Source organism: Mesorhizobium sp. B2-7-3 (genome assembly GCF_006440715.1).
Classification (GTDB): domain Bacteria; phylum Pseudomonadota; class Alphaproteobacteria; order Rhizobiales; family Rhizobiaceae; genus Mesorhizobium; species Mesorhizobium australicum.
The window spans coordinates 14924-32674 of record NZ_VFTY01000021.1 but is presented as its reverse complement, the minus strand read 5'-3'; the positions used below and the strand labels follow the sequence as shown (position 1 = coordinate 32674).

Below are 17751 nucleotides of genomic sequence, written 5' to 3'. Positions count from 1 at the left end.
AGCCGGAGGAGCTTGTCGTGCATCACAGCTGGATCGCGGCTGACATGAGCCGCTGTTTCCTGCTGGTGGAGACCGATGACGTCACGTCGCTGCAGCGCTGGGTCGTCGAATGGGCTGACTGATCTGGTCGAGTTCGAGATCGTGCCCGTGGCGACCAGCAAGGACATGGTGGCGGCCTTGAGCGGGCACCTCTGACCATCTCCCTCCCGGTCAGCGCAGCGCCGGCGAGCCAACCGCGCGTTGGCATTGGTTGACCAGCCAATCGCGGAACGCGGCCACAACATCGCGGCTTGCGCTTCGCTCTGGAACCGTCAGGCAATAGGGCTGGCGCAATGCAATCGCGCCGCCGGCCGGCCGGACCAGCCTGCCGTCCTCCACGGCTTCGGCACAATAAATCCCTTGCGCCAGCGCCACGCCCAACCCCGAAATGGCGAGGTCGAGGGCCGCGCGCGACGAATTGGCCGAAAGGCCGCGCCGTGCCGCTCGGCCAGGGTGAGCACCCGCGGCCTCGAACCAGTTGGGCCAGGACGGAAACGATGCGCCTGTCGGCCCCCAGTCGGTGTGGATGAGCGGCAGCCCGGCGAGCGGCTCGCCCGCCTTGGTGATGCCGGCAAGCCCCGGCGCGCAGACGGGATAGACGGCGTCCCGGGCGATCTCCTCGGTGCTCGCGATAATGCGGGCCATAGGAAAGCCTGATGTCGATCAACTCGCGGTCGAACGACACCGGGTCGTCATCGCCCCGGAGCGATATGTCGGCGGCGCCGTGGCTTGCGACAAAGCCGGCGAGGCGCTGCGAGAGCCAGCCCATGGCCATGGATGGCGGCACCGACACCACCAGGCGCGGGCGGAATGCATCGGCGCCCAGTTCGCGCGAGACGCTGCCGATCTCCTGGAAGGCGACGGTCAGCCGAGGTAGCATTTCCACGCCGGCCTCGGTGAGGACAACGCGGCGGTTGATCCGATGAAACAGCTTGCGTTCCATCTGCACCTCCACGGTGCGGATAAGCTGGCTGACGGCGGCGGCCGAAACCGAAAGCTCTTCCGCCGCCGCGGCAAAGCTGCCCGTGCGCGCCGCGGCCTCGAAAGCCTGAAGTCCTTTCAGGGATGGGGATGTGGCCATGATCGCTAAATAGGTAAGGTAAGCTTATCTAAATCGCAGAAATCGTCGTTTCTGGAAAGTTTTTTCGTCGACTAGAATGGCTTCATCATTCTTCAGCCTGGAACGAAGCCGATGGACCATCGCGACATTATCGCCTCATTGACACCGGAAGAGCGCAACCGCCTGACGGCCAAGTCCGATGTTGCGGGCCTGTTCCAGCTCTGCACTCACTTGGGTGCGATTATCTTCATTGGATCACTGATCGCGGCCGAGGTCCCATTCTGGCCGTTGCTGATGCTGCCGCAAGGCATCCTGATCGTGTTCCTGTTCACGCTGCTGCATGAGACGGCGCACCGCACGGCTTTCGAAACACAGTGGCTGAACGACGGCGTGGCGCGGCTGTGCAGCCTGGCCATCGCGCTGCCGGCCGACTGGTTCCGCTACTTCCATTTCGCTCACCACCGGTACACGCAGGATCCCGAAAACGACCCCGAGCTTGCCTCCCCGAAGCCCGAAACCCTGCGGCAGTACATTGTCCACGTCTCTGGGCTTCCGGTGTGGTGGGGCCATCTCAAGACACTCTACGCCAATGCGATTGGCGGTAGTCAGGAGAGCTATGTACCGCTGAAAGGCCGACGCAAGGTGCGGGCCGAGGCGCGCGCCATGATTGCCTTCTACGCTGTCCTCATTCTGCTCGCCGTCTATTTCCGGCTCACCGTGCTTTTCTATGTCTGGATCATTCCCGCTCTGCTCGGACAGCCATTCCTGCGCCTCTATCTGCTGGCCGAGCACGGTCGTTGCCCGCTGGTGGCCAACATGCTGGAAAACACCAGGACGACGCTGACCAGCTGGGGGGTGCGCAAGCTCGCCTGGAACATGCCGTTCCATGCCGAGCATCATGCCTATCCCGGCGTTCCGTTTCACCAATTACCGCGGTTTCATGCGCTGATCGAGCGGCATCTGAAGGTGGTCGAGCCCGGCTATGTCAGCTTCCATGAGAAATACCTGGAAACGCTGCGCTGACTTGCGCTGACGCCATCAGCCGGTCTGGCTGCGTGTCGCACGCGACTTCAGCAGGCGCTGGATGTCGGCCGGCTTTGACGGCACGCCGATCAGATAGCCTTGCGCCTCGACACAGCCATTGTCGCGCAGCATGTCGAGTTGCGCCTCCGTCTCGACGCCTTCGGCCGTGACGACGATGCCAAGCTCGGCACCCAGCCCGATGATGGTCCGAACGATGGCCGCCGTGTCGCGGTTGCCCATGTCGCGAATGAATGATCGGTCGATCTTGATCTTGTCGACCGGAAAACGCCTGAGGTAGCCGAGCGAGGAATAGCCGGTGCCGAAATCGTCCAGGGCGATGCGGATGCCGAGCTCACGCAACTGGCGCAGCGTTTTCAGCACGGCCTTGCTTTCGTCCATCAGCACGGTTTCGGTGATCTCCAGCTCCAGCCGTCCAGCCGGAACGCCGGAAAAAGCCAGCGCCGAGATCACCCCGCGGGCAAACCCGTTGCTTTTGAGCTGCACGGCCGAGACATTGACCGCAATGCGTAGGCCGGGTGGCCAGCTTGCGGCCTCTGCGCAGGCTTTCCTCAGCGCCCACTCGCCGAGCGGCACGATCAGCCCGGTCTCTTCGGCGACCGGGATGAAGTCGTCCGGCGCGACAGTGCCACGCCCTGGTGAATGCCAGCGCATCAAGGCTTCCGCGCCGGTGATCTCGCCGGAAGTGATGTTCATGATGGGCTGGAAATGGAGATCGAACTCCTGGCGCGGCAGTGCTGCCTCGAGGTCCACTTCAAGCGCCCTGCGGGCCTGCACGACAGCATCCATTCCGGGCTCGAAGAAGCGATACAGGTTTCGTCCTTCGCTCTTCGCCCGGTAGAGCGCCGTATCCGCGTTTTTCAGCAGCGTGTCGGCGTCCCTGCCGTCGTTGGGGAAAACGGCAATGCCCATGCTGATGCCGACATGCATGTCCCGGCTCTTGTCTCTAAATGGTTTTGCGATTGCTTCGACGATGCGCTTTGCCAGTTTTTCGGCATCGCCAATGCCCTTGAAATGGAACTGCATGACGACGAACTCGTCGCCGCCGAAGCGGGCGACGATGTCTGTTTCGTTGCGGACGCAATGCCGCAGCCTCTCGGCTACGCTTCTCAGCAGCCAGTCGCCTACGGGGTGTCCCCAGGTGTCGTTGACCGCCTTGAAGCGGTCGAGATCGAGCGAGAAGATCGCCAACGGCTTGGCTGCCGCGTCCTCCAGCGCAAGATCGAGCCGTTCGCGAAACTTCGAGCGGTTGGGCAGTCCGGTCAGCGTGTCGTGATGCGCAAGATGGGTCATGCGCTCTTCGGTCCGGCGGCGCTCGGTCACGTCGTCGAAAGTCACCACCCAACCGCCGCCGCTCATCGGCCGGCGTGTGACCAGAACCGTCCTGCCGTCGGTCAGATGCCGGTAGGCCGAATGCGTCTTTGCCGCCGCCAGACAGGCTTCGGTTTTGGCGACTTCGCTGTCGACGTCGATCTTCATGTAGATGCCGAGTTCCAGCAATCGTTCGAGTGCGTTGCGGTGCGTCGTTCCAAGCGGGAAGTCCTCCGCAGTGACATTATAGAGCTCCAGAAAACGCCTGTTGCGCACAATCATCTTGCCGTCGGCGTCGTACATCAGCAGGCCTTGCGACATGTTGGCGAGTGCCGCGTCGAAACGGCGATGCTGCTCCTTGAGATCCTGCTCGGCGCGCCGCTTTTCGGTGATGTCCTCGTAGATCGAAACCCATCCACCCAGGGCAAGCGGACGGTGCGAGATGTTGATGATGCGGCCGTCAGACAGCGTCTCCTCGTAAGTTGAGGGTTTTGCCTGGTCGATATAGGGCTTGCGGATGGCGTAGAGTTCTTCGGCGCTTTGCGAGGCAACCCCGATATCGACGCTGTGCCGCAGAATGTCGACGAAGCGGATACCTGGCCGTACCACTTTGGCGTCGAGCCGGAAGATGTTGATATAATTGCCGTTGCAGATGATCATGCGCTCGTCGGCGTCGAACATGCACAGGCCATGCGACATGTTTTCGACAGCAGCTGAAAAGCGTTCGTTCTGCTCGCGCAGCTCATCTTGCATGCGGCGCGGGTGTTCCATGCCTCCGGCCGCCCGTAACGGGACGACCGAACCACCCTTGACATCCACGACGGGCATGAGGCGCCCCTGCGATGCTTGATCGAACACCACACTGTTGACGCTTCCGGTTAATTTAGCGTTTTCTATCCTAGCGCGGACGTCGGAACGTGATGCCGCGACTTCTCGATCGCCGAAAACCGCTTCAGGAACGCATTCTGCGCTGAGGTCACCGAGCGTGGCGCGAAGTCGAAGCGCTCGGCGGAAAAACCGCGCGGCCGGCCGAAGAACTCGGTCGCCTCGGCGGTCGAAAACCCGGCAAGCAGCGTCGCCTCGAAATAGGCGGCGATCTGGTCGGCGCGCTTGATCTCCTTGCGCAGGATCGCACCCGGTTCCGGCGGCAGCGAGAAGCGCAGATGGATGGCGCGCTGCAGGCGCACTTCGCAGTCCTTGTAGCTGCCGCCCATCACCGACTTGAATGGCGAGATCATGTCGCCGATGACATATTCGGGCGCATCGTGCAGCAGCGCCGCCAATTGGTCGTCGGCCGAAGCCTTGGGCACCAGCTCGTTGAACAGTGCCTCGACCAGCAGTGAATGCTGGGCAACCGAAAAGGCGTGCTCGCCGCTGGTCTGGCCGTTCCAGCGGGCGACGCGGGCAAGCCCATGGGCGATGTCCGAGATCTCGATGTCGAGCGGCGAAGGGTCGAGAAGGTCGAGCCGGCGGCCGGACAGCATACGCTGCCATGCCCGTGGCGGCGCACCGGCGCGGTCTGCCGCCATCAGGCTTCCCCCGCGCCGGCGATTTCCTGCGGAAAGCTGAATTTGGCCCAACTGGGGATGATGAGCGTCACCGGTACGTCACCCGCCAGGATCGGCTGGCCGGCATCGAGCGCCGCCTTCACCCTGTCGATGCGGGCGATGGCGAGCCCTGTCACGGTAGCACTCGAGCCGAGCGTGCCGACCGGCCGCCCGCCGACGGTTAGCTCGGCACCCGCAGCGGGCAGGGGAAGCCCAGCCTGGACAATCAGCACCCGCCGCCGGGCGGTGCCTCGATGCTGCATGCGCGAGACGACCTCCTGGCCGACATAGCAGCCCTTCTTGAAGCCGACGCCGCCCATTTCGTCGAGCAGCACGTCATGCGGGAACGCATCGCCAAGTGCATAGTCGGCCCCGCTCTCGGCGACGCCGTGGGCAATGCGAAAGGCCTGCCACGCGCCAATGTCGCCAGCGTCCGCGGTGCCGGCATGGAAGCGCGTGACGCCTTCGTCACCAAAGCGCCTGTCGGCAAGCGCGGTTGAATCACTTTCTGAGGCGATTGACTCTTTTCCCCAGGCGACAGTGACAAGTGCCTGTCCCGACTTCGCAATCTCGACCTTGGCGCGAAGCTTGTAGAGCATCAGCCGGCGAATGAAATCGTCTGAAATGTCGGCACGGCATTCGATGCGGAAGGCATTTTCGCCTGCCCGTGAGATCAGGAAGTCGAACAGGATCTTGCCTTGCGGCGTCAAAAGCGCGCCCGGCTTTGCCTCGCCATTGCCAAGCGTATCGAGATCGGTGGTCACGATGTTCTGCAGAAAATGCTCGGCATCGGGGCCGGAGACGGTGATGAGCGCGCGATCTTTCAGCAGGGCAAAGGGCATGGGGCGGATTAAAAGCCTGATCTTGCAAAACGGTTGGCCATTACGTAAGCCGCTGACACTCCTCCCGCAAGAGAGCATCACCATGACCTACGACCTCATCCTGACAGGCGGCATAGTGGTCAATCATGACGGCGAGGGGCCACGCGACATCGGCGTGAAGGGCGGGCGCATCGCCGCGATCGGCGATCTGCGCCAGGCATCGGCTGGCGAGACGATCGACTGCCGGGGCCTGCATATCCTGCCCGGTGTCGTCGACAGCCAGGTGCATTTCCGTGAGCCGGGACTGGAACACAAGGAAGACCTGGAAACGGGTTCGCGGGCCGCGGTGCTGGGCGGTGTCACCGCCGTGTTCGAAATGCCCAACACCAATCCGCTGACCACCAGCGAGGCAACGCTTGCCGACAAGGTCCGGCGCGGCAGCGGCCGCATGCATTGCGATTTTGCTTTCTGGGTTGGCGGTACCCGCGACAACGCCAGGGACGTCGGCGAGCTCGAACGTTTGCCGGGGGCTGCGGGAATAAAGGTCTTCATGGGATCGTCCACCGGTGACCTGCTGGTCGAGGACGATGAAGGCGTCGCCTCGATCCTGAGGAATACCCGCCGTCGCGCCGCTTTTCATTCGGAAGACGAGTTCCGGCTGCGCGAGCGCCTGGACGAGCGCGTCGAGGGCGATCCGTCATCGCATCCGGTCTGGCGTGACGAGATCGCCGCCTTGCGCTGCACCGAGCGGCTGGTGCGCATCGCGCGCGCCGTTCGTGCCCGCATCCATGTCCTGCACATCTCGACCGCCGAGGAGATCCTGTTCCTCGAACAGCACAAGGATGTTGCGACCTGTGAAGCCACGCCGCACCATCTGACGCTGAGCGCCGACGACTATGCGCGGCTTGGCACGCTGATCCAGATGAACCCGCCGGTGCGGGACAAACGCCATCGCGACGGCGTCTGGCATGGCATAGCGCAAGGCATCGTCGACGTGCTCGGCTCCGACCACGCGCCGCACACGCTGGCCGAGAAGGCAAAACCCTATCCGGCCTCGCCCTCGGGTATGACCGGCGTGCAGACGCTGGTGCCGATCATGCTCGACCATGTCAACGCCGGCCGGCTGACCCTGCAGCGCTTCGTCGATCTCTCCAGCCATGGCCCGCAGCGCATCTTCGGCATGGCCAGAAAAGGCCGCATCGCCGCCGGCTATGACGCCGACTTCACCATTGTCGACATGAAGCGGCGCGAGACCATCACCAACGCGCAAGCCGGCTCGAAAGCCGGCTGGACCCCCTATGACGGCAAGCAGGTCACGGGATGGCCGGTCGGCACGATCATTCGCGGTCAGCGCATTATGTGGGACGGCGAAATCGCGACGCCAGGCCAGGGGACGGCGGTGGAGTTTTCCGAGGCGCTGCCGGGTTAGCCACCTGTGGCTGTGCGTCACGTCTTTGATTTTTAAGCGTTCCGCATTATGTTCAAGGCATCATGCGGACACATGTCGCGCCTATGATTGACCCCGCCGAGTTTCCAGAGCTGCAAGCGCTCCTGTGGAATCGCGATGTCGCGCGACTGATCCCGGCCAACGAAGCATTTGCGTTGTACGAGCGCAATTGGCGCTTTGTCGATCAGACACGGCTTACGACGCGCGAGAAATTGCTTATCCAGAACTCGCCAGGGAATTCGGTCACGGTATCCTTCTGACTGCCGGCTGAATTGTCCTCCGTGGTGTTTTTCGCCTCGTATCTGCAACATCAAACCGGACACGTCGCGTGCGCTAGCGGTGCTATTTCGGTTCTTCGAAACGAAAGCATTCGCATTTGGCCGGATGCCGACGTCAGTGCAAAACCTGCCGGCCTGCTCAAATAGCAACATCGTCCACGATGCTGTTCGCATCCTGGCGCAGCCAGGGGGGGCCTTCAGTCGCCGGCGACGAAGAAGGTCCATTGCCCGGCTGGCGTGATGCCGACGCGATAGAAGATGTAGGCTCCGAACTGCTTCATGTCGTCGAAATCGCCGGCGGTGACGATCTTGAACAGCTCGACCCGTTGCTTGGCGTCGAGCTTGTCCAGCGGCAGCGCGAAGAAATACGGCCAGACATAGAGGTCCTGTGGCGTGCCTGCATCGACATGGACGTAGCCTGCGGAAAGCACTTCCTCCAGAATGGCCAGGATCTCCTGGCCATCAGGGTCGCCGGACAGCCCCTTGAGGAAGGTGATGGCGTCGCCGTCGATGTCGGCCAGCGACAGCTGGGTCATGCTGTCGCCCTTGCCGATCAAAGGCCTGAGCTTCTCGATGTCGCCGCTCTTGCAGGCCTCGATGATCAAGTCATGCATGCGCCGCACGGGCTCGGGCAGCTTGCCGAGATCATAGACGACTTCCGGCAGAGGTGCCTCGGGATCGACACGCGGCCTGTTGCTGCCGCCATCCGATGGGCTGTCCGGCTCAGCGGCGTCGGGAGCGGCCGGCTGGCTTGTCGAAGGCGGCGTTCCCACCGGGTCAGGCATGGGAATCGCGCTTCCGGGCGGCGAAACATCGTCCTCCGACGGTGTGGCTGGCGCGGGGAGCTCTTCGCGTTTGATCTCGCTCAGCGCTTGAGCCGGACTGCTGGCCATGCAAGTCGTGAAGGCAACCGCGGCACAGCAAGCAGCGAGGCGGATGTAGAGGCCCAAGCCCTTCGGCTTGCCTGACATCGGAAAATTCACTGCCCGTATCTCCCTACTTCCGGGCATGACACCCGAACGGCATTCGATCGTCAGAGAACCTGATATCGGTTCAGTGCCGCAGCCGCTCAGGTTCGAAGGCGCCTGCGATCACCTTCTCGCGCATGCGGTCGAGCAGGGCAAGGGCCGAGGTTTCGCCGTTGGCGCGCAACATTTCACCGAATGCCGTCTCAAGGGCCGCCTCGGCGATGATTTCTGGCTCAATACCGGCCGAGAGGCCTTCCGCCCAGGCTTCGCTGTGGCTCTCAACCGCCGTCAGGCGCTTCTCTTCCCTGACCAGCGCGTCGATGTCGTTGGCAGCATGTTCCATAAGCGATGTCCACCCTTCCAAGCGGCAACCCATCAGTGTGGATCAGGCTTGATCTGTTCCATTCATAGGCAGCTTCAAGTAAGTATCTGTAAATACGACATTTTTTTGATCGTCATTTACAGGGGCCAACTGTGTTTGGCGAAGCTGCGTTTCAACCCGTATCAAACTTAGCCGATTAGCCTGGCCTGCGGGGCGAAAACCTTCAGTTTGAGTTAATTGCGCCTTCGCGTGATAACGTTTGATTAACGCTGTTGCAGAAGTGCAACATCAGAATTGCACCAAGATGTGGGCGGCGACAAGCCGGATATATCGAGATCCCTGGCGGTGGGCCTGATATCTGTTGATGAATGCTCAGTTGCCATACCGCGAGGCGATATCGCGCGACAGCGTCTCGCCTTCTTTCATGTAACGGCTGATGGCTTCAGTGGCCGAAGCGGTGCACTGGGTATAAGTGCCGCCGAAGGAACGGTAGCCGCGATTGAAGCTGGCGATGAAGCGGGCGCGGCGCTCTGGGTCCGGGTTTTCCGAATCGAGCAGTTTTTCCATCTCGCCACGCCACTGGTCGCCCTTCTCCCCGCAGAGATTGCGCAGGAAATGCAGCGACCCGAGAACTTCCGCCAATCGCATCAGCCCCGGCTCGAACGGCGACTCGGCACTGAAGGCAGGCCGCGCCGGGACGACCGCGCTGACCGCAAGGCAAATGGCAAGGAGCACTGACGGACGGTTCATAAACCTTCTCTGCCTGACGGCTTAGGCCTTGTGGTCTGCCTGATGGCCCGAGACGTCGTGGCTGGCGAGACAACATAAGCCTTGTGACGAAACAATTTGTCGCCTGCAAGGCGGTTTTTCAGTGCCGTGTCAGCGGGCTTGAACGGGACCGAGGAGTTCCTCGGCGACCGCGAACACCGAGCCGGCGAGCGGCAGCAGGGTCATCTCCTTGAGTGTATAGAAGGCGGCTGTCTCGGCGTCGTCGCGGGCCTCGGCCTCGCCACCGGCATAGATGGCGCCGAAGACCGTGAGGAGATAATCGACCGGGTGGCTGTCTTGCCTGCCGTCGATGTGGATTTCCCGAAGCGGGCGAAAGCCGGCGGCGCGCAAGCCGGTCTCTTCCATCAGTTCACGCCGTGCCGCGTCCTCCAGCGTCTCGCCGGCTTCGACCTTACCGCCGGGAAAGGCGTAGAGCCCTTGCGAGGGCGAACGCGCCCGCTTGACCAAGAGTACGGTGTCGCCGCGCACGACGGCTACGGAAACGGCCGGAAGTACCTTGCGTGCTGTGTCCATCGATCCTTGATCAACTCATTTGAGACAGGTCTTTTGTGGACCGGCAGCATGGGCAAGCTTTAGCGGTTGCGCAACGCCGGTTCGATCGCCACTTTCAACACCGAACTATTCGAAAGACACAATCGATCATGTGCGGACGTTTTGCCTTGACCGCCACGCCGGACCAGACCGCTGCCTTGCTGGGCCTTGCGGAGCTGGAGGATTTCCCGGCCCGCTACAACATCGCACCGACACAGCCGGTCCTGATGGTGACCGCTGGCGTGCCGCGAGCCCCAGGCTCCAATCTGCCGGACCGACAGCCGATGCTGGTGCGCTGGGGCCTGATCCCAGCTTGGGTGAAGGACACCAGGGAGTTTCCGCTGCTGTTCAACGCGCGCTCCGAAGGTGCGATCGAGAAGGCCTCGTTCAAGGCCGCCATGCGCCATCGCCGCGCGCTGGTGCCGGCATCCGGTTTCTACGAATGGCGGCAGACCGGAGGCAAGAAGGGGCAACCCTATTGGATCCGGCCCAGGCATGGCGGGTTGATCGCCTTTGCAGGTCTGATCGAAACCTATGCCGAGCCCGGTGGCTCGGAGATGGACACCGGCGCTATCCTGACCGTCAACGCCAACGCCGATATCGCCCATATCCATGACCGCATGCCGGTGGTGGTCGATATTTCTGACTTTGCCCGTTGGCTGGATTGCCGCACGCTCGAACCGCGCGATGTCGTCGATTTGCTGCGGCCGGCGCAGCCCGATTTCTTCGAGGCGATCCCTGTCTCCGACCTCGTCAACAAGGTTGCCAACACTGGACCGGAGATTCAAGAGAGGGGCGAAATCGGGCCGGAACCCGAGAAGGTCAGGCGCCAGAAACCTAGCGCGGACGACAGTCAGATGACGCTGTTCTAGCGAAACCGGTCGAAGTCTAAGTTCAGGACGCCTGTTCTCGCCCTCATCGTCGGCGATTGCGCCAGCCGCGTCATCTCAGGCAGCGCGAGGCGACACGATCTTCTGCGCCGGCTTCTTCTTCTTGGCGGTGTGAAGAAGGGCAGCGACGATGGCGGCCGGGCCGATTGCGCGATAGTGGTTGGCCAGCGCCGGTTGCTTGGCGCGGTTGGCTTCCTGCTTGCTTCGAGGCATGTTTCTCTTCCCTGGTAACATTTCCGTGTCTGCGTTTGCTGGTTGATTCCGACCAAATCGTGACGCGTGGTGATCTAGCCGGCGAATGTTTCATGACTGTGCCGACATGTTTAATAAAATGTTTCACTGACTGATTCCGCGTGACCGGGCGATGCGTTTGCCAGCCCTCGCTACCTTTTTCCCGGAATCCGCGACTTGACGGCAACACTGGTCAGGGCGATAAAGCCGCCGATGAAAACGTCTTTCGCCATTTGTGGCATTTGCATTATTGGCTAGCCTCGCGCTGGTCCGGACGTTTTCGCCTCATCTTCCCCAGATTGGACAAACGCCCCGGCCAGCAGGCTGGAACCTGATTTGCGCCTTGGCGCTGGGCTGGCTCCATCCAGACAAGAAGTTCTGAACGGGAAGCATGGAATGTCTGACGCATCAAAGGGCCTGCGCCTCTACAACACGCTGACGCGCACGAAAGAGGGCTTCGTGCCGATCGATCCGCTTGACGTGCGCATGTATGTCTGCGGCCCGACCGTTTACGATTTCGCCCATATCGGCAACGCCAGGCCGGTGATCGTGTTCGACGTGCTGTTCCGCTTATTGCGCCACCTCTACGGCGAGACGCACGTCACCTATGTGCGCAACATCACCGACGTCGACGACAAGATCAACGCGCGGGCGCTGCGCGATTTCGGCGGCGAGATCGCTTCGGGAACCCTTTCGCTCAACGAAGCGATCCGACGGGTGACCGAAAAAACGGCCGACCAGTTCCACAGGGATGTCGCGACGCTTGGCTGCCTGGAGCCGACGGTCGAACCGCGCGCCACCGAATTCGTCGAACCGCGCGCCGACGGCAAGGCTGATATGATCACCTTGATTAAGCGCCTGATCGAACGCGGCCATGCCTATGTCGCGGCAGGCGAAGTTCTGTTCGATACGGCCTCGATGCCCGACTATGGTCAATTGTCGAAGCGCAATCTCGACGAGCAGCAGGCCGGTGCCCGCATCGCCGTCGACGCCCACAAGAAGAACCCCGGCGATTTCGTGCTGTGGAAACTGTCATCGCCGGAAGAGCCCGGCTGGCAAAGTCCATGGGGCAGGGGCCGGCCCGGCTGGCATATCGAATGCTCGGCCATGTCGGCCGCCTATCTCGGCGAGGTCTTCGACATCCATGGCGGCGGCCTCGATCTGATCTTCCCGCATCATGAGAACGAGATCGCCCAGTCGCGCTGCGCCCACGGCACCGATGTCATGGCCAATGTGTGGATGCACAATGGTTTCCTGCAGGTCGAGGGCCAGAAAATGTCGAAGAGCCTCGGCAATTTCTATTCGATCCACGAATTGCTCGAGACCGAGACCTTCGGCGGCCGCAAATGGCCTGGCGAGGTGCTGCGGCTGGCGATGCTGATGACGCACTACCGCGAGCCGATCGACTTTTCCGTGCGCAAGCTTGAGGAGGCGGAGAACACGCTCCGCAAATGGAAACGCGCGTCGGACCTGGCGCCGGCTGCGGGAAGCCAGGTGCCGGCGGAAGTCGTGGAGGCGCTGTCGGATGATCTTGCGACCTACGCGGCCTTCCAGCAACTGACCCAGCTTGCCGGTGAGGCGAGCGACTTCAGCGGCGCTGGCGAGAATGGCGCCGCGGCTTCCTTGAAAACCTCGCTCGCATTCCTCGGTTTCGACGTCGGCGCGGCCAAGGTCGACGAGGCCGCGATTGCGGAAACCATCGCCAGGCGCCTGCAGTTCATCGCCGCCAAGAACTGGGCCGAGGCCGACCGCATCCGCGATGAACTCCTGGCGCAAGGCGTGCAGTTGAAGGATGGCAAGGATCCGGTCACCGGCGAGCGCGTGACGACGTGGGAGGTGAAGCGGTGAGGGTGGCGCCAGGCACCTTTGCGGTTTTGGCGGGGCCGCCGGTGACAGCCGATCTCCCCCCTTGCGGGGGAGATGTCCGGCAGGACAGAGGGGGGTGTGACGGAACACCGGCGTTTCCGTTTGTTCACCCTCGCCGCAAACATTTATTGAGAAGGCAGTGGTCGCAAGCTGATAGGTCGGCGGGACAGCACCCCCCTCTGCCCTGCCGGGCATCTCCCCCGCAAGGGGGGAGATCAGCTCTCGTCGCCGATTTCGCTAATTGCCGGCGAAGGGGTGTTTGATGGGGCACGATCTCGTTCCGTCCCGTCAGCGCAAAACGCAAAATCCATGCGGCGCGTCATGACCGATGCCGAGCTGAAGCTTTGGAATGAGTTGCGTGCTCACCGGCTGATGGGAATGAGCTTTCGGCGGCAGGTGCTGATTGGGCCTTATATCGTTGACTTTGCTTGCTCGGCCCATCGTTTGATAGTTGAAGTTGACGGCAGCCAGCATGCCGGCGCGGAACATTCAAGACGCGATCAGGCAAGAAGCGCTTATCTGAGCGCCAGCGGCTGGACCATCCTGCGCTTCTGGAATGACGACGTGATCCGCGATATCGACAATGTCTGCCAGCACATCGTCAACTCGGCTGGCATGGCCAACGTGCCGGAGCCAGCAACGGAGGAGCTCGTTCCATGATCGACCATCTCGGCATCACCGTTTCCGATTTCGATGCCTCCAAGGCCTTTTACAATAAGGCGATGGCGCCGCTGGGTGGCTCGCTGCTTTATATGGTGCCGCAGGAATACACTGGTGGCGCCAAGGTCGGCGGCTATGGCCGCGACCGGCCGGTGTTCTGGTTGAGCGCGGCCAGGGAAAAGCCCCGAGATCATCAGCACGTCGCCTTCACCGCGCGCAGCCGCGCCGAGGTCGACGCCTTCCACGCCGCCGCCCTTGCAGCCGGCGGCAAGGACAATGGCGGACCGGGCCTGCGTCCGCACTATCACCCCAACTATTACGGCGCCTTCGTCCTCGATCCCGACGGCAACAATGTCGAGGCGGTCTGCCATGATCCGGAGTGAAAACCAATGAGCCTCGACAACCGGCCTGTCTACACAGGCGGCTGCCAGTGCGGTGCGGTGCGCTTCCGCGTCGAAGGCGCGCTCGGCGACGCCTCGGTCTGCCACTGCCGCATGTGCCAGAAGGCCAGCGGCAATTTCTACCTGCCGCTGGTCTCGGTGCGCGGCGCCAAGGTCGACTGGACGCGCGGCGAACCCAAGCGGTTCCGTTCCTCCAATGCAGCATGGCGCGGTTTCTGCGCCGAATGCGGCACGCCGCTGACCTTCGAGGCGCCCGACGGCATGGCTCTGGCGATCGCCGCCTTCGACGATCCGGCTGGTATCGCGCCGACCATCCAGTGGGGCACGGAAGCAAAACTGCCCTATGTGGATTCCATTCCGCGATTGCCGGGCGAGGACACGATGGCGGATATCGGCTCGGCTCCTTATCTCGCCGAGCTCGTCTCCTATCAGCATCCCGACCACGACACCGACCGATGGCCGCCGGAGGAAAGACCATGACCGAAACTGTCCGAACCGGCGGCTGCCAATGCGGCGCCGTGCGCTTCCGCATCAAGGGGGCGCTGGGACGTGCGTCCATCTGCCATTGCCGCATGTGCCAGAAACAGTTCGGCTCCTTCTTCGGCGCGCTGGTGACGGTACCCAAGGATGGCGTCGAATGGACCCATGAAGAACCAAGTTATTTCCAGTCTTCGGTCAACATCGATCGCGGCTTCTGCGCCCGTTGCGGCACGCCGCTGACCTACCGGCAGCCCGGCGGGCTCGAGATCGCCATCGGCGCCTTCGACGACCGCTCGGATCTGGCGCCGCGGATCCAGGTCAACTATGCGGCACGGCTGCCTTGGGTCGAGACGATCTTCGACCAGCCTGTCCACCAGGATCCCGATTATTACGCGCGGCAGGAGCAAATCATCTCCTTCCAACACCCCGATCACGAAACGGCCAACTGGCCGCAACAGGGCCTGAAAATATGAGCTTGCGCACCCTCTATCCGGAAATCGAACCGTTCGACTCGGGGATGCTCGATGTCGGCGACGGCCATATGGTCCATTGGGAGCGGTCAGGCACCAAGGGCGCCAAGCCGGCCGTGTTCCTGCATGGTGGACCGGGCGGCACCATCTCGCCAAAACACCGGCGGCTGTTCGACCCCAAGCTCTACGACGTCATCCTGTTCGATCAGCGCGGCTGCGGAAAGTCGACGCCGAACGCCTCGCTGGAGGCCAACACGACATGGCATCTCGTTTCCGACATCGAGCGACTGCGCGAAATGGCCGGCTTCGACAATTGGCTGGTGTTCGGCGGTTCCTGGGGCTCGACGCTGGCGCTCGCCTATGCCGAGACACACCCTGATCGCGTCAGCGAACTGGTGGTGCGCGGCATCTACACGCTGACCCGCGCCGAGCTCGAATGGTACTATCAATTCGGCGTCTCGGAGATGTTCCCCGACAAATGGGAGCGTTTCCTGGCGCCGATCCCGCAGGCCGAGCGCGGCGACATGATGGCCGCCTACCGCAAGCGGCTGGTCGGGTCCGACCGAAAGGCGCAGATCGAGGCCGCCCGCGCCTGGAGCCTGTGGGAAGGCGAGACGATCACGCTGCTTCCTGAACCCGAAACCAGCGGTCCGTTCGGCGAGGACGACTATGCCGTCGCCTTCGCCCGCATCGAAAATCACTATTTCGTCCATGCCGGCTGGCTCGAGGAGGGACAGTTGCTGCGCGATGCCGGGAAGCTCAAGGACATCCCCGGCACCATCGTTCACGGCCGCTACGACATGCCGTGCCCGGCGCGCTACGCCTGGGCGCTGCACAAGGCCTGGCCGAAGGCGGACTTTCATCTGATCGAAGGCGCCGGTCATGCCTATTCGGAGCCGGGCATCCTCGACCGGCTGATCCGCGCGACGGACAAGTTTGCGGGCAAATGACGATGAGCCGCGAGCGCCTCTATCTCTTCGACACCACGCTCCGCGACGGCCAGCAGACGCCGGGCATCGACTTTTCGGTCGAGGACAAGATCGCGATTGCCAAACTGCTCGACGAGTTCGGCTTCGACTATGTCGAAGGTGGGTATCCCGGCGCCAATCCGACCGACACTGCATTCTTCCAGCAGAAGCGCACGGCACGCGCAAAATTCGTTGCGTTCGGAATGACCAAGCGGGCTGGGGTCTCAGCCTCCAACGATCCGGGGCTGGCGGCGCTTGTCCAATCGAAATCGGACGCCATCTGCTTCGTCGCCAAGAGCTGGGACTACCATGTTCGCGTGGCGCTCGGTTGCACCAACGAGGAGAACCTCGACTCCATAAAAGTGTCCGTCGAGGCATCGGTCGCTTCGGACAAGGAAGCAATGGTCGATTGCGAGCATTTCTTCGACGGCTTCAAGGCCAATCCGGACTATGCGCTCGCTTGTGCGAAAACGGCCTACGACGCCGGTGCGCGCTGGGTGGTGCTATGCGACACGAATGGCGGCACGCAACCCTCGGAAGTGCGGGCAATTGTCGAGAAGGTCATTGCCGCAGGCATTCCGGGCGAGCAACTCGGCATCCATGCCCATGACGACACCGGCCAGGCGGTGGCCAATTCCCTTGCCGCCGTCGAGGCCGGCGTGCGCCAGATCCAGGGCACGCTGAATGGCATCGGCGAACGTTGCGGCAACGCCAATCTGATCTCGATCCTGCCGACACTGGCGCTGAAGCCGGCTTTCGCCGACCGCTTCGAGACGGGAATCTCAGCCGAAGCGCTTACCGGCATTTCGCGCCTGTCGCGCGCCTTCGACGAATTGTTGAACCGCGCTCCGGAAGCGCAGGCGCCCTATGTCGGCTCCTCCGCCTTTGCCACCAAGGCGGGTATCCACGCTTCGGCGCTGGCCAAGGAGTCGGCGACCTATGAGCATGTGGAGCCGCAGGCCGTGGGCAACCGCCGCCGCGTCATGGTCTCCGACCAGGGCGGCAAGGCCAATTTCCTCGCCGAGTTGAAGCGGCGCGGCATCGATGTGCCGAAGGACGACCATCGGCTCGACGCCCTGATATCGGTGGTCAAGGAGCGTGAGGCCTCGGGCTACGCCTATGAGGGCGCCGACGCCTCCTTCGAACTCCTGGCGCGCAAGATGCTGCATGGCCTGCCCGAATTCTTCCACGTCACCTCGTTCCGCTGCATGATTGAACGCCGCTTCGATGCCAATGGCCAGTTGAAGACGGTGTCGGAAGCAGTGGTCAAGGTGCTGGTCGAGGGCGAGGAGAAGATGTCGGTGGCCGAGGGCCATGGCCCCGTCAACGCGCTCGACATTGCGCTGCGCAAGGATCTCGGCAGATACCAGAACGAGATCGCGGATCTCGAGCTTGCCGACTTCAAGGTGCGGATCCTCAATGGCGGCACCGAGGCCATCACCCGGGTGCTCATCGAATCGCATGACGGTACCGGCGCGCGCTGGTGGACGGTCGGGGTCTCGGAAAACATCATCGACGCGTCGTTTCAGGCGCTAATGGATTCGATCGTCTACAAGCTGATGAAGAATCGCGAGATGGCGGGGCTGGTGGCGGCGGAGTAAGTTTGAACCATCAGCGAAAGTCCATTGATC

General features: G+C 62.5%; 19 protein-coding genes and 2 pseudogenes. 12 read left to right on the top strand and 9 right to left on the bottom strand.

Annotation, left to right across the window (positions count from 1 at the left end; genetic code table 11):
* Positions 1-17 precede the first annotated feature (17 nt).
* Positions 18-122, top strand: coding sequence for a DUF3303 family protein (locus FJW04_RS30510; RefSeq protein WP_246674063.1), 105 nt, complete (start codon positions 18-20; stop codon positions 120-122).
* Between the two features lie 88 nt (positions 123-210).
* On the opposite strand, the pseudogene FJW04_RS29445 reads toward FJW04_RS30510, so the two are convergent.
* Positions 211-1120: pseudogene (locus FJW04_RS29445) on the bottom strand (LysR substrate-binding domain-containing protein).
* A 111-nt stretch (positions 1121-1231) separates the two neighbouring features.
* Here FJW04_RS29445 and FJW04_RS29440 point away from each other — a divergent pair.
* Positions 1232-2122: a fatty acid desaturase family protein gene (locus FJW04_RS29440; RefSeq protein WP_015318563.1), complete on the top strand. Its 891-nt coding sequence runs from the start codon at positions 1232-1234 to the stop codon at positions 2120-2122.
* Positions 2123-2137: 15 nt separating this feature from the next.
* On the opposite strand, the gene FJW04_RS29435 is transcribed toward FJW04_RS29440, so the two are convergent.
* From FJW04_RS29435 to FJW04_RS29425, 3 genes are all read right to left on the bottom strand, one after another.
* A complete protein-coding gene (locus tag FJW04_RS29435; protein WP_140718314.1) occupies positions 2138-4279 on the bottom strand; it encodes an EAL domain-containing protein in 2142 nt (713 codons plus the stop codon).
* A gap of 65 nt (positions 4280-4344) precedes the next feature.
* Complete coding sequence (locus FJW04_RS29430) at positions 4345-4980, bottom strand: HD family hydrolase (protein ID WP_015318561.1); 636 nt, start codon at positions 4978-4980, stop codon at positions 4345-4347.
* Positions 4980-5840, bottom strand: coding sequence for a folate-binding protein YgfZ (locus FJW04_RS29425; RefSeq protein ID WP_140718312.1), 861 nt, complete (start codon positions 5838-5840; stop codon positions 4980-4982). The genes FJW04_RS29430 and FJW04_RS29425 overlap by 1 nt, the downstream gene beginning before the upstream one ends.
* Positions 5841-5916: 76 nt before the next feature.
* Here FJW04_RS29425 and FJW04_RS29420 point away from each other — a divergent pair, with 76 nt between their 5' ends.
* Complete coding sequence (locus tag FJW04_RS29420; protein WP_181173086.1) at positions 5917-7248, top strand: dihydroorotase; 1332 nt, start codon at positions 5917-5919, stop codon at positions 7246-7248.
* A 62-nt stretch (positions 7249-7310) separates the two neighbouring features.
* Positions 7311-7537, top strand: a pseudogene (locus tag FJW04_RS29415) (hypothetical protein).
* Positions 7538-7741: 204 nt separating this feature from the next.
* Here FJW04_RS29415 and FJW04_RS29410 read toward each other — a convergent pair.
* The 4 genes from FJW04_RS29410 to FJW04_RS29395 all read right to left on the bottom strand — a co-directional run bounded on the left by FJW04_RS29410 (position 7742) and on the right by FJW04_RS29395 (position 10136).
* Positions 7742-8527, bottom strand: a complete 786-nt coding sequence (locus FJW04_RS29410) for a hypothetical protein (RefSeq protein ID WP_181173085.1) — start codon at positions 8525-8527, stop codon at positions 7742-7744.
* A 70-nt stretch (positions 8528-8597) separates the two neighbouring features.
* Positions 8598-8855 carry a hypothetical protein gene (locus FJW04_RS29405; protein WP_015318556.1) on the bottom strand — a complete coding sequence of 86 codons (258 nt, stop codon included), beginning with the start codon at positions 8853-8855 and terminating at the stop codon, positions 8598-8600.
* A 351-nt stretch (positions 8856-9206) separates the two neighbouring features.
* A complete protein-coding gene (locus FJW04_RS29400; RefSeq protein WP_140718306.1) occupies positions 9207-9584 on the bottom strand; it encodes a TIGR02301 family protein in 378 nt (125 codons plus the stop codon).
* A gap of 129 nt (positions 9585-9713) precedes the next feature.
* Positions 9714-10136, bottom strand: a complete 423-nt coding sequence (locus tag FJW04_RS29395) for an NUDIX domain-containing protein (RefSeq protein WP_140663065.1) — start codon at positions 10134-10136, stop codon at positions 9714-9716.
* A gap of 128 nt (positions 10137-10264) precedes the next feature.
* Here FJW04_RS29395 and FJW04_RS29390 point away from each other — a divergent pair, with 128 nt between their 5' ends.
* Positions 10265-11026 carry an SOS response-associated peptidase gene (locus tag FJW04_RS29390; protein ID WP_140718304.1) on the top strand — a complete coding sequence of 254 codons (762 nt, stop codon included), beginning with the start codon at positions 10265-10267 and terminating at the stop codon, positions 11024-11026.
* A gap of 75 nt (positions 11027-11101) precedes the next feature.
* Here the strand turns inward: FJW04_RS29390 and FJW04_RS29385 are convergent, their stop codons facing one another.
* Positions 11102-11257, bottom strand: a complete 156-nt coding sequence (locus tag FJW04_RS29385) for a hypothetical protein (RefSeq protein WP_015318552.1) — start codon at positions 11255-11257, stop codon at positions 11102-11104.
* A gap of 414 nt (positions 11258-11671) precedes the next feature.
* Here FJW04_RS29385 and cysS point away from each other — a divergent pair, with 414 nt between their 5' ends.
* The 7 genes from cysS to cimA all read left to right on the top strand — a co-directional run bounded on the left by cysS (position 11672) and on the right by cimA (position 17721).
* Complete coding sequence (gene cysS, locus FJW04_RS29380) at positions 11672-13123, top strand: cysteine--tRNA ligase (RefSeq protein ID WP_140718302.1); 1452 nt, start codon at positions 11672-11674, stop codon at positions 13121-13123.
* Between the two features lie 339 nt (positions 13124-13462).
* Entirely contained in the window at positions 13463-13801 is a 339-nt protein-coding gene (locus FJW04_RS29370; protein WP_140718298.1) for an endonuclease domain-containing protein, read from the top strand.
* A complete protein-coding gene (locus tag FJW04_RS29365) occupies positions 13798-14184 on the top strand; it encodes a VOC family protein (RefSeq protein WP_140718296.1) in 387 nt (128 codons plus the stop codon). The genes FJW04_RS29370 and FJW04_RS29365 overlap by 4 nt, the downstream gene beginning before the upstream one ends.
* Positions 14185-14190: 6 nt before the next feature.
* Entirely contained in the window at positions 14191-14682 is a 492-nt protein-coding gene (locus FJW04_RS29360; RefSeq protein ID WP_140718294.1) for a GFA family protein, read from the top strand.
* On the top strand, positions 14679-15155 hold the full coding sequence (locus FJW04_RS29355; protein WP_140663054.1) for a GFA family protein: 477 nt from the start codon (positions 14679-14681) through the stop codon (positions 15153-15155). Before FJW04_RS29360 ends, FJW04_RS29355 begins: the two co-directional genes overlap by 4 nt.
* The gene (pip, locus tag FJW04_RS29350) at positions 15152-16102 is read left to right on the top strand and encodes a prolyl aminopeptidase (RefSeq protein ID WP_140718292.1); all 951 of its coding nucleotides are present in this window, start codon (positions 15152-15154) and stop codon (positions 16100-16102) included. Before FJW04_RS29355 ends, pip begins: the two co-directional genes overlap by 4 nt.
* Positions 16099-17721: a citramalate synthase gene (gene cimA / locus FJW04_RS29345; protein WP_181173083.1), complete on the top strand. Its 1623-nt coding sequence runs from the start codon at positions 16099-16101 to the stop codon at positions 17719-17721. Before pip ends, cimA begins: the two co-directional genes overlap by 4 nt.
* Positions 17722-17751: the final 30 nt, after the last annotated feature.

Coding starts and splice junctions, on each gene's coding strand:
- FJW04_RS29440 (WP_015318563.1), top strand. CDS start 1,232: ATGGACCATCGCGACATTATCGCCTCATTGACACCGGAAGAGCGCAAC.
- FJW04_RS29435 (WP_140718314.1), bottom strand. CDS start 4,279: ATGCCCGTCGTGGATGTCAAGGGTGGTTCGGTCGTCCCGTTACGGGCG.
- FJW04_RS29430 (WP_015318561.1), bottom strand. CDS start 4,980: ATGGCGGCAGACCGCGCCGGTGCGCCGCCACGGGCATGGCAGCGTATG.
- FJW04_RS29425 (WP_140718312.1), bottom strand. CDS start 5,840: ATGCCCTTTGCCCTGCTGAAAGATCGCGCGCTCATCACCGTCTCCGGC.
- FJW04_RS29405 (WP_015318556.1), bottom strand. CDS start 8,855: ATGGAACATGCTGCCAACGACATCGACGCGCTGGTCAGGGAAGAGAAG.
- FJW04_RS29400 (WP_140718306.1), bottom strand. CDS start 9,584: ATGAACCGTCCGTCAGTGCTCCTTGCCATTTGCCTTGCGGTCAGCGCG.
- FJW04_RS29395 (WP_140663065.1), bottom strand. CDS start 10,136: ATGGACACAGCACGCAAGGTACTTCCGGCCGTTTCCGTAGCCGTCGTG.
- FJW04_RS29390 (WP_140718304.1), top strand. CDS start 10,265: ATGTGCGGACGTTTTGCCTTGACCGCCACGCCGGACCAGACCGCTGCC.
- FJW04_RS29385 (WP_015318552.1), bottom strand. CDS start 11,257: ATGCCTCGAAGCAAGCAGGAAGCCAACCGCGCCAAGCAACCGGCGCTG.
- cysS (WP_140718302.1), top strand. CDS start 11,672: ATGTCTGACGCATCAAAGGGCCTGCGCCTCTACAACACGCTGACGCGC.
- FJW04_RS29370 (WP_140718298.1), top strand. CDS start 13,463: ATGACCGATGCCGAGCTGAAGCTTTGGAATGAGTTGCGTGCTCACCGG.
- FJW04_RS29365 (WP_140718296.1), top strand. CDS start 13,798: ATGATCGACCATCTCGGCATCACCGTTTCCGATTTCGATGCCTCCAAG.
- FJW04_RS29360 (WP_140718294.1), top strand. CDS start 14,191: ATGAGCCTCGACAACCGGCCTGTCTACACAGGCGGCTGCCAGTGCGGT.
- FJW04_RS29355 (WP_140663054.1), top strand. CDS start 14,679: ATGACCGAAACTGTCCGAACCGGCGGCTGCCAATGCGGCGCCGTGCGC.
- pip (WP_140718292.1), top strand. CDS start 15,152: ATGAGCTTGCGCACCCTCTATCCGGAAATCGAACCGTTCGACTCGGGG.
- cimA (WP_181173083.1), top strand. CDS start 16,099: ATGACGATGAGCCGCGAGCGCCTCTATCTCTTCGACACCACGCTCCGC.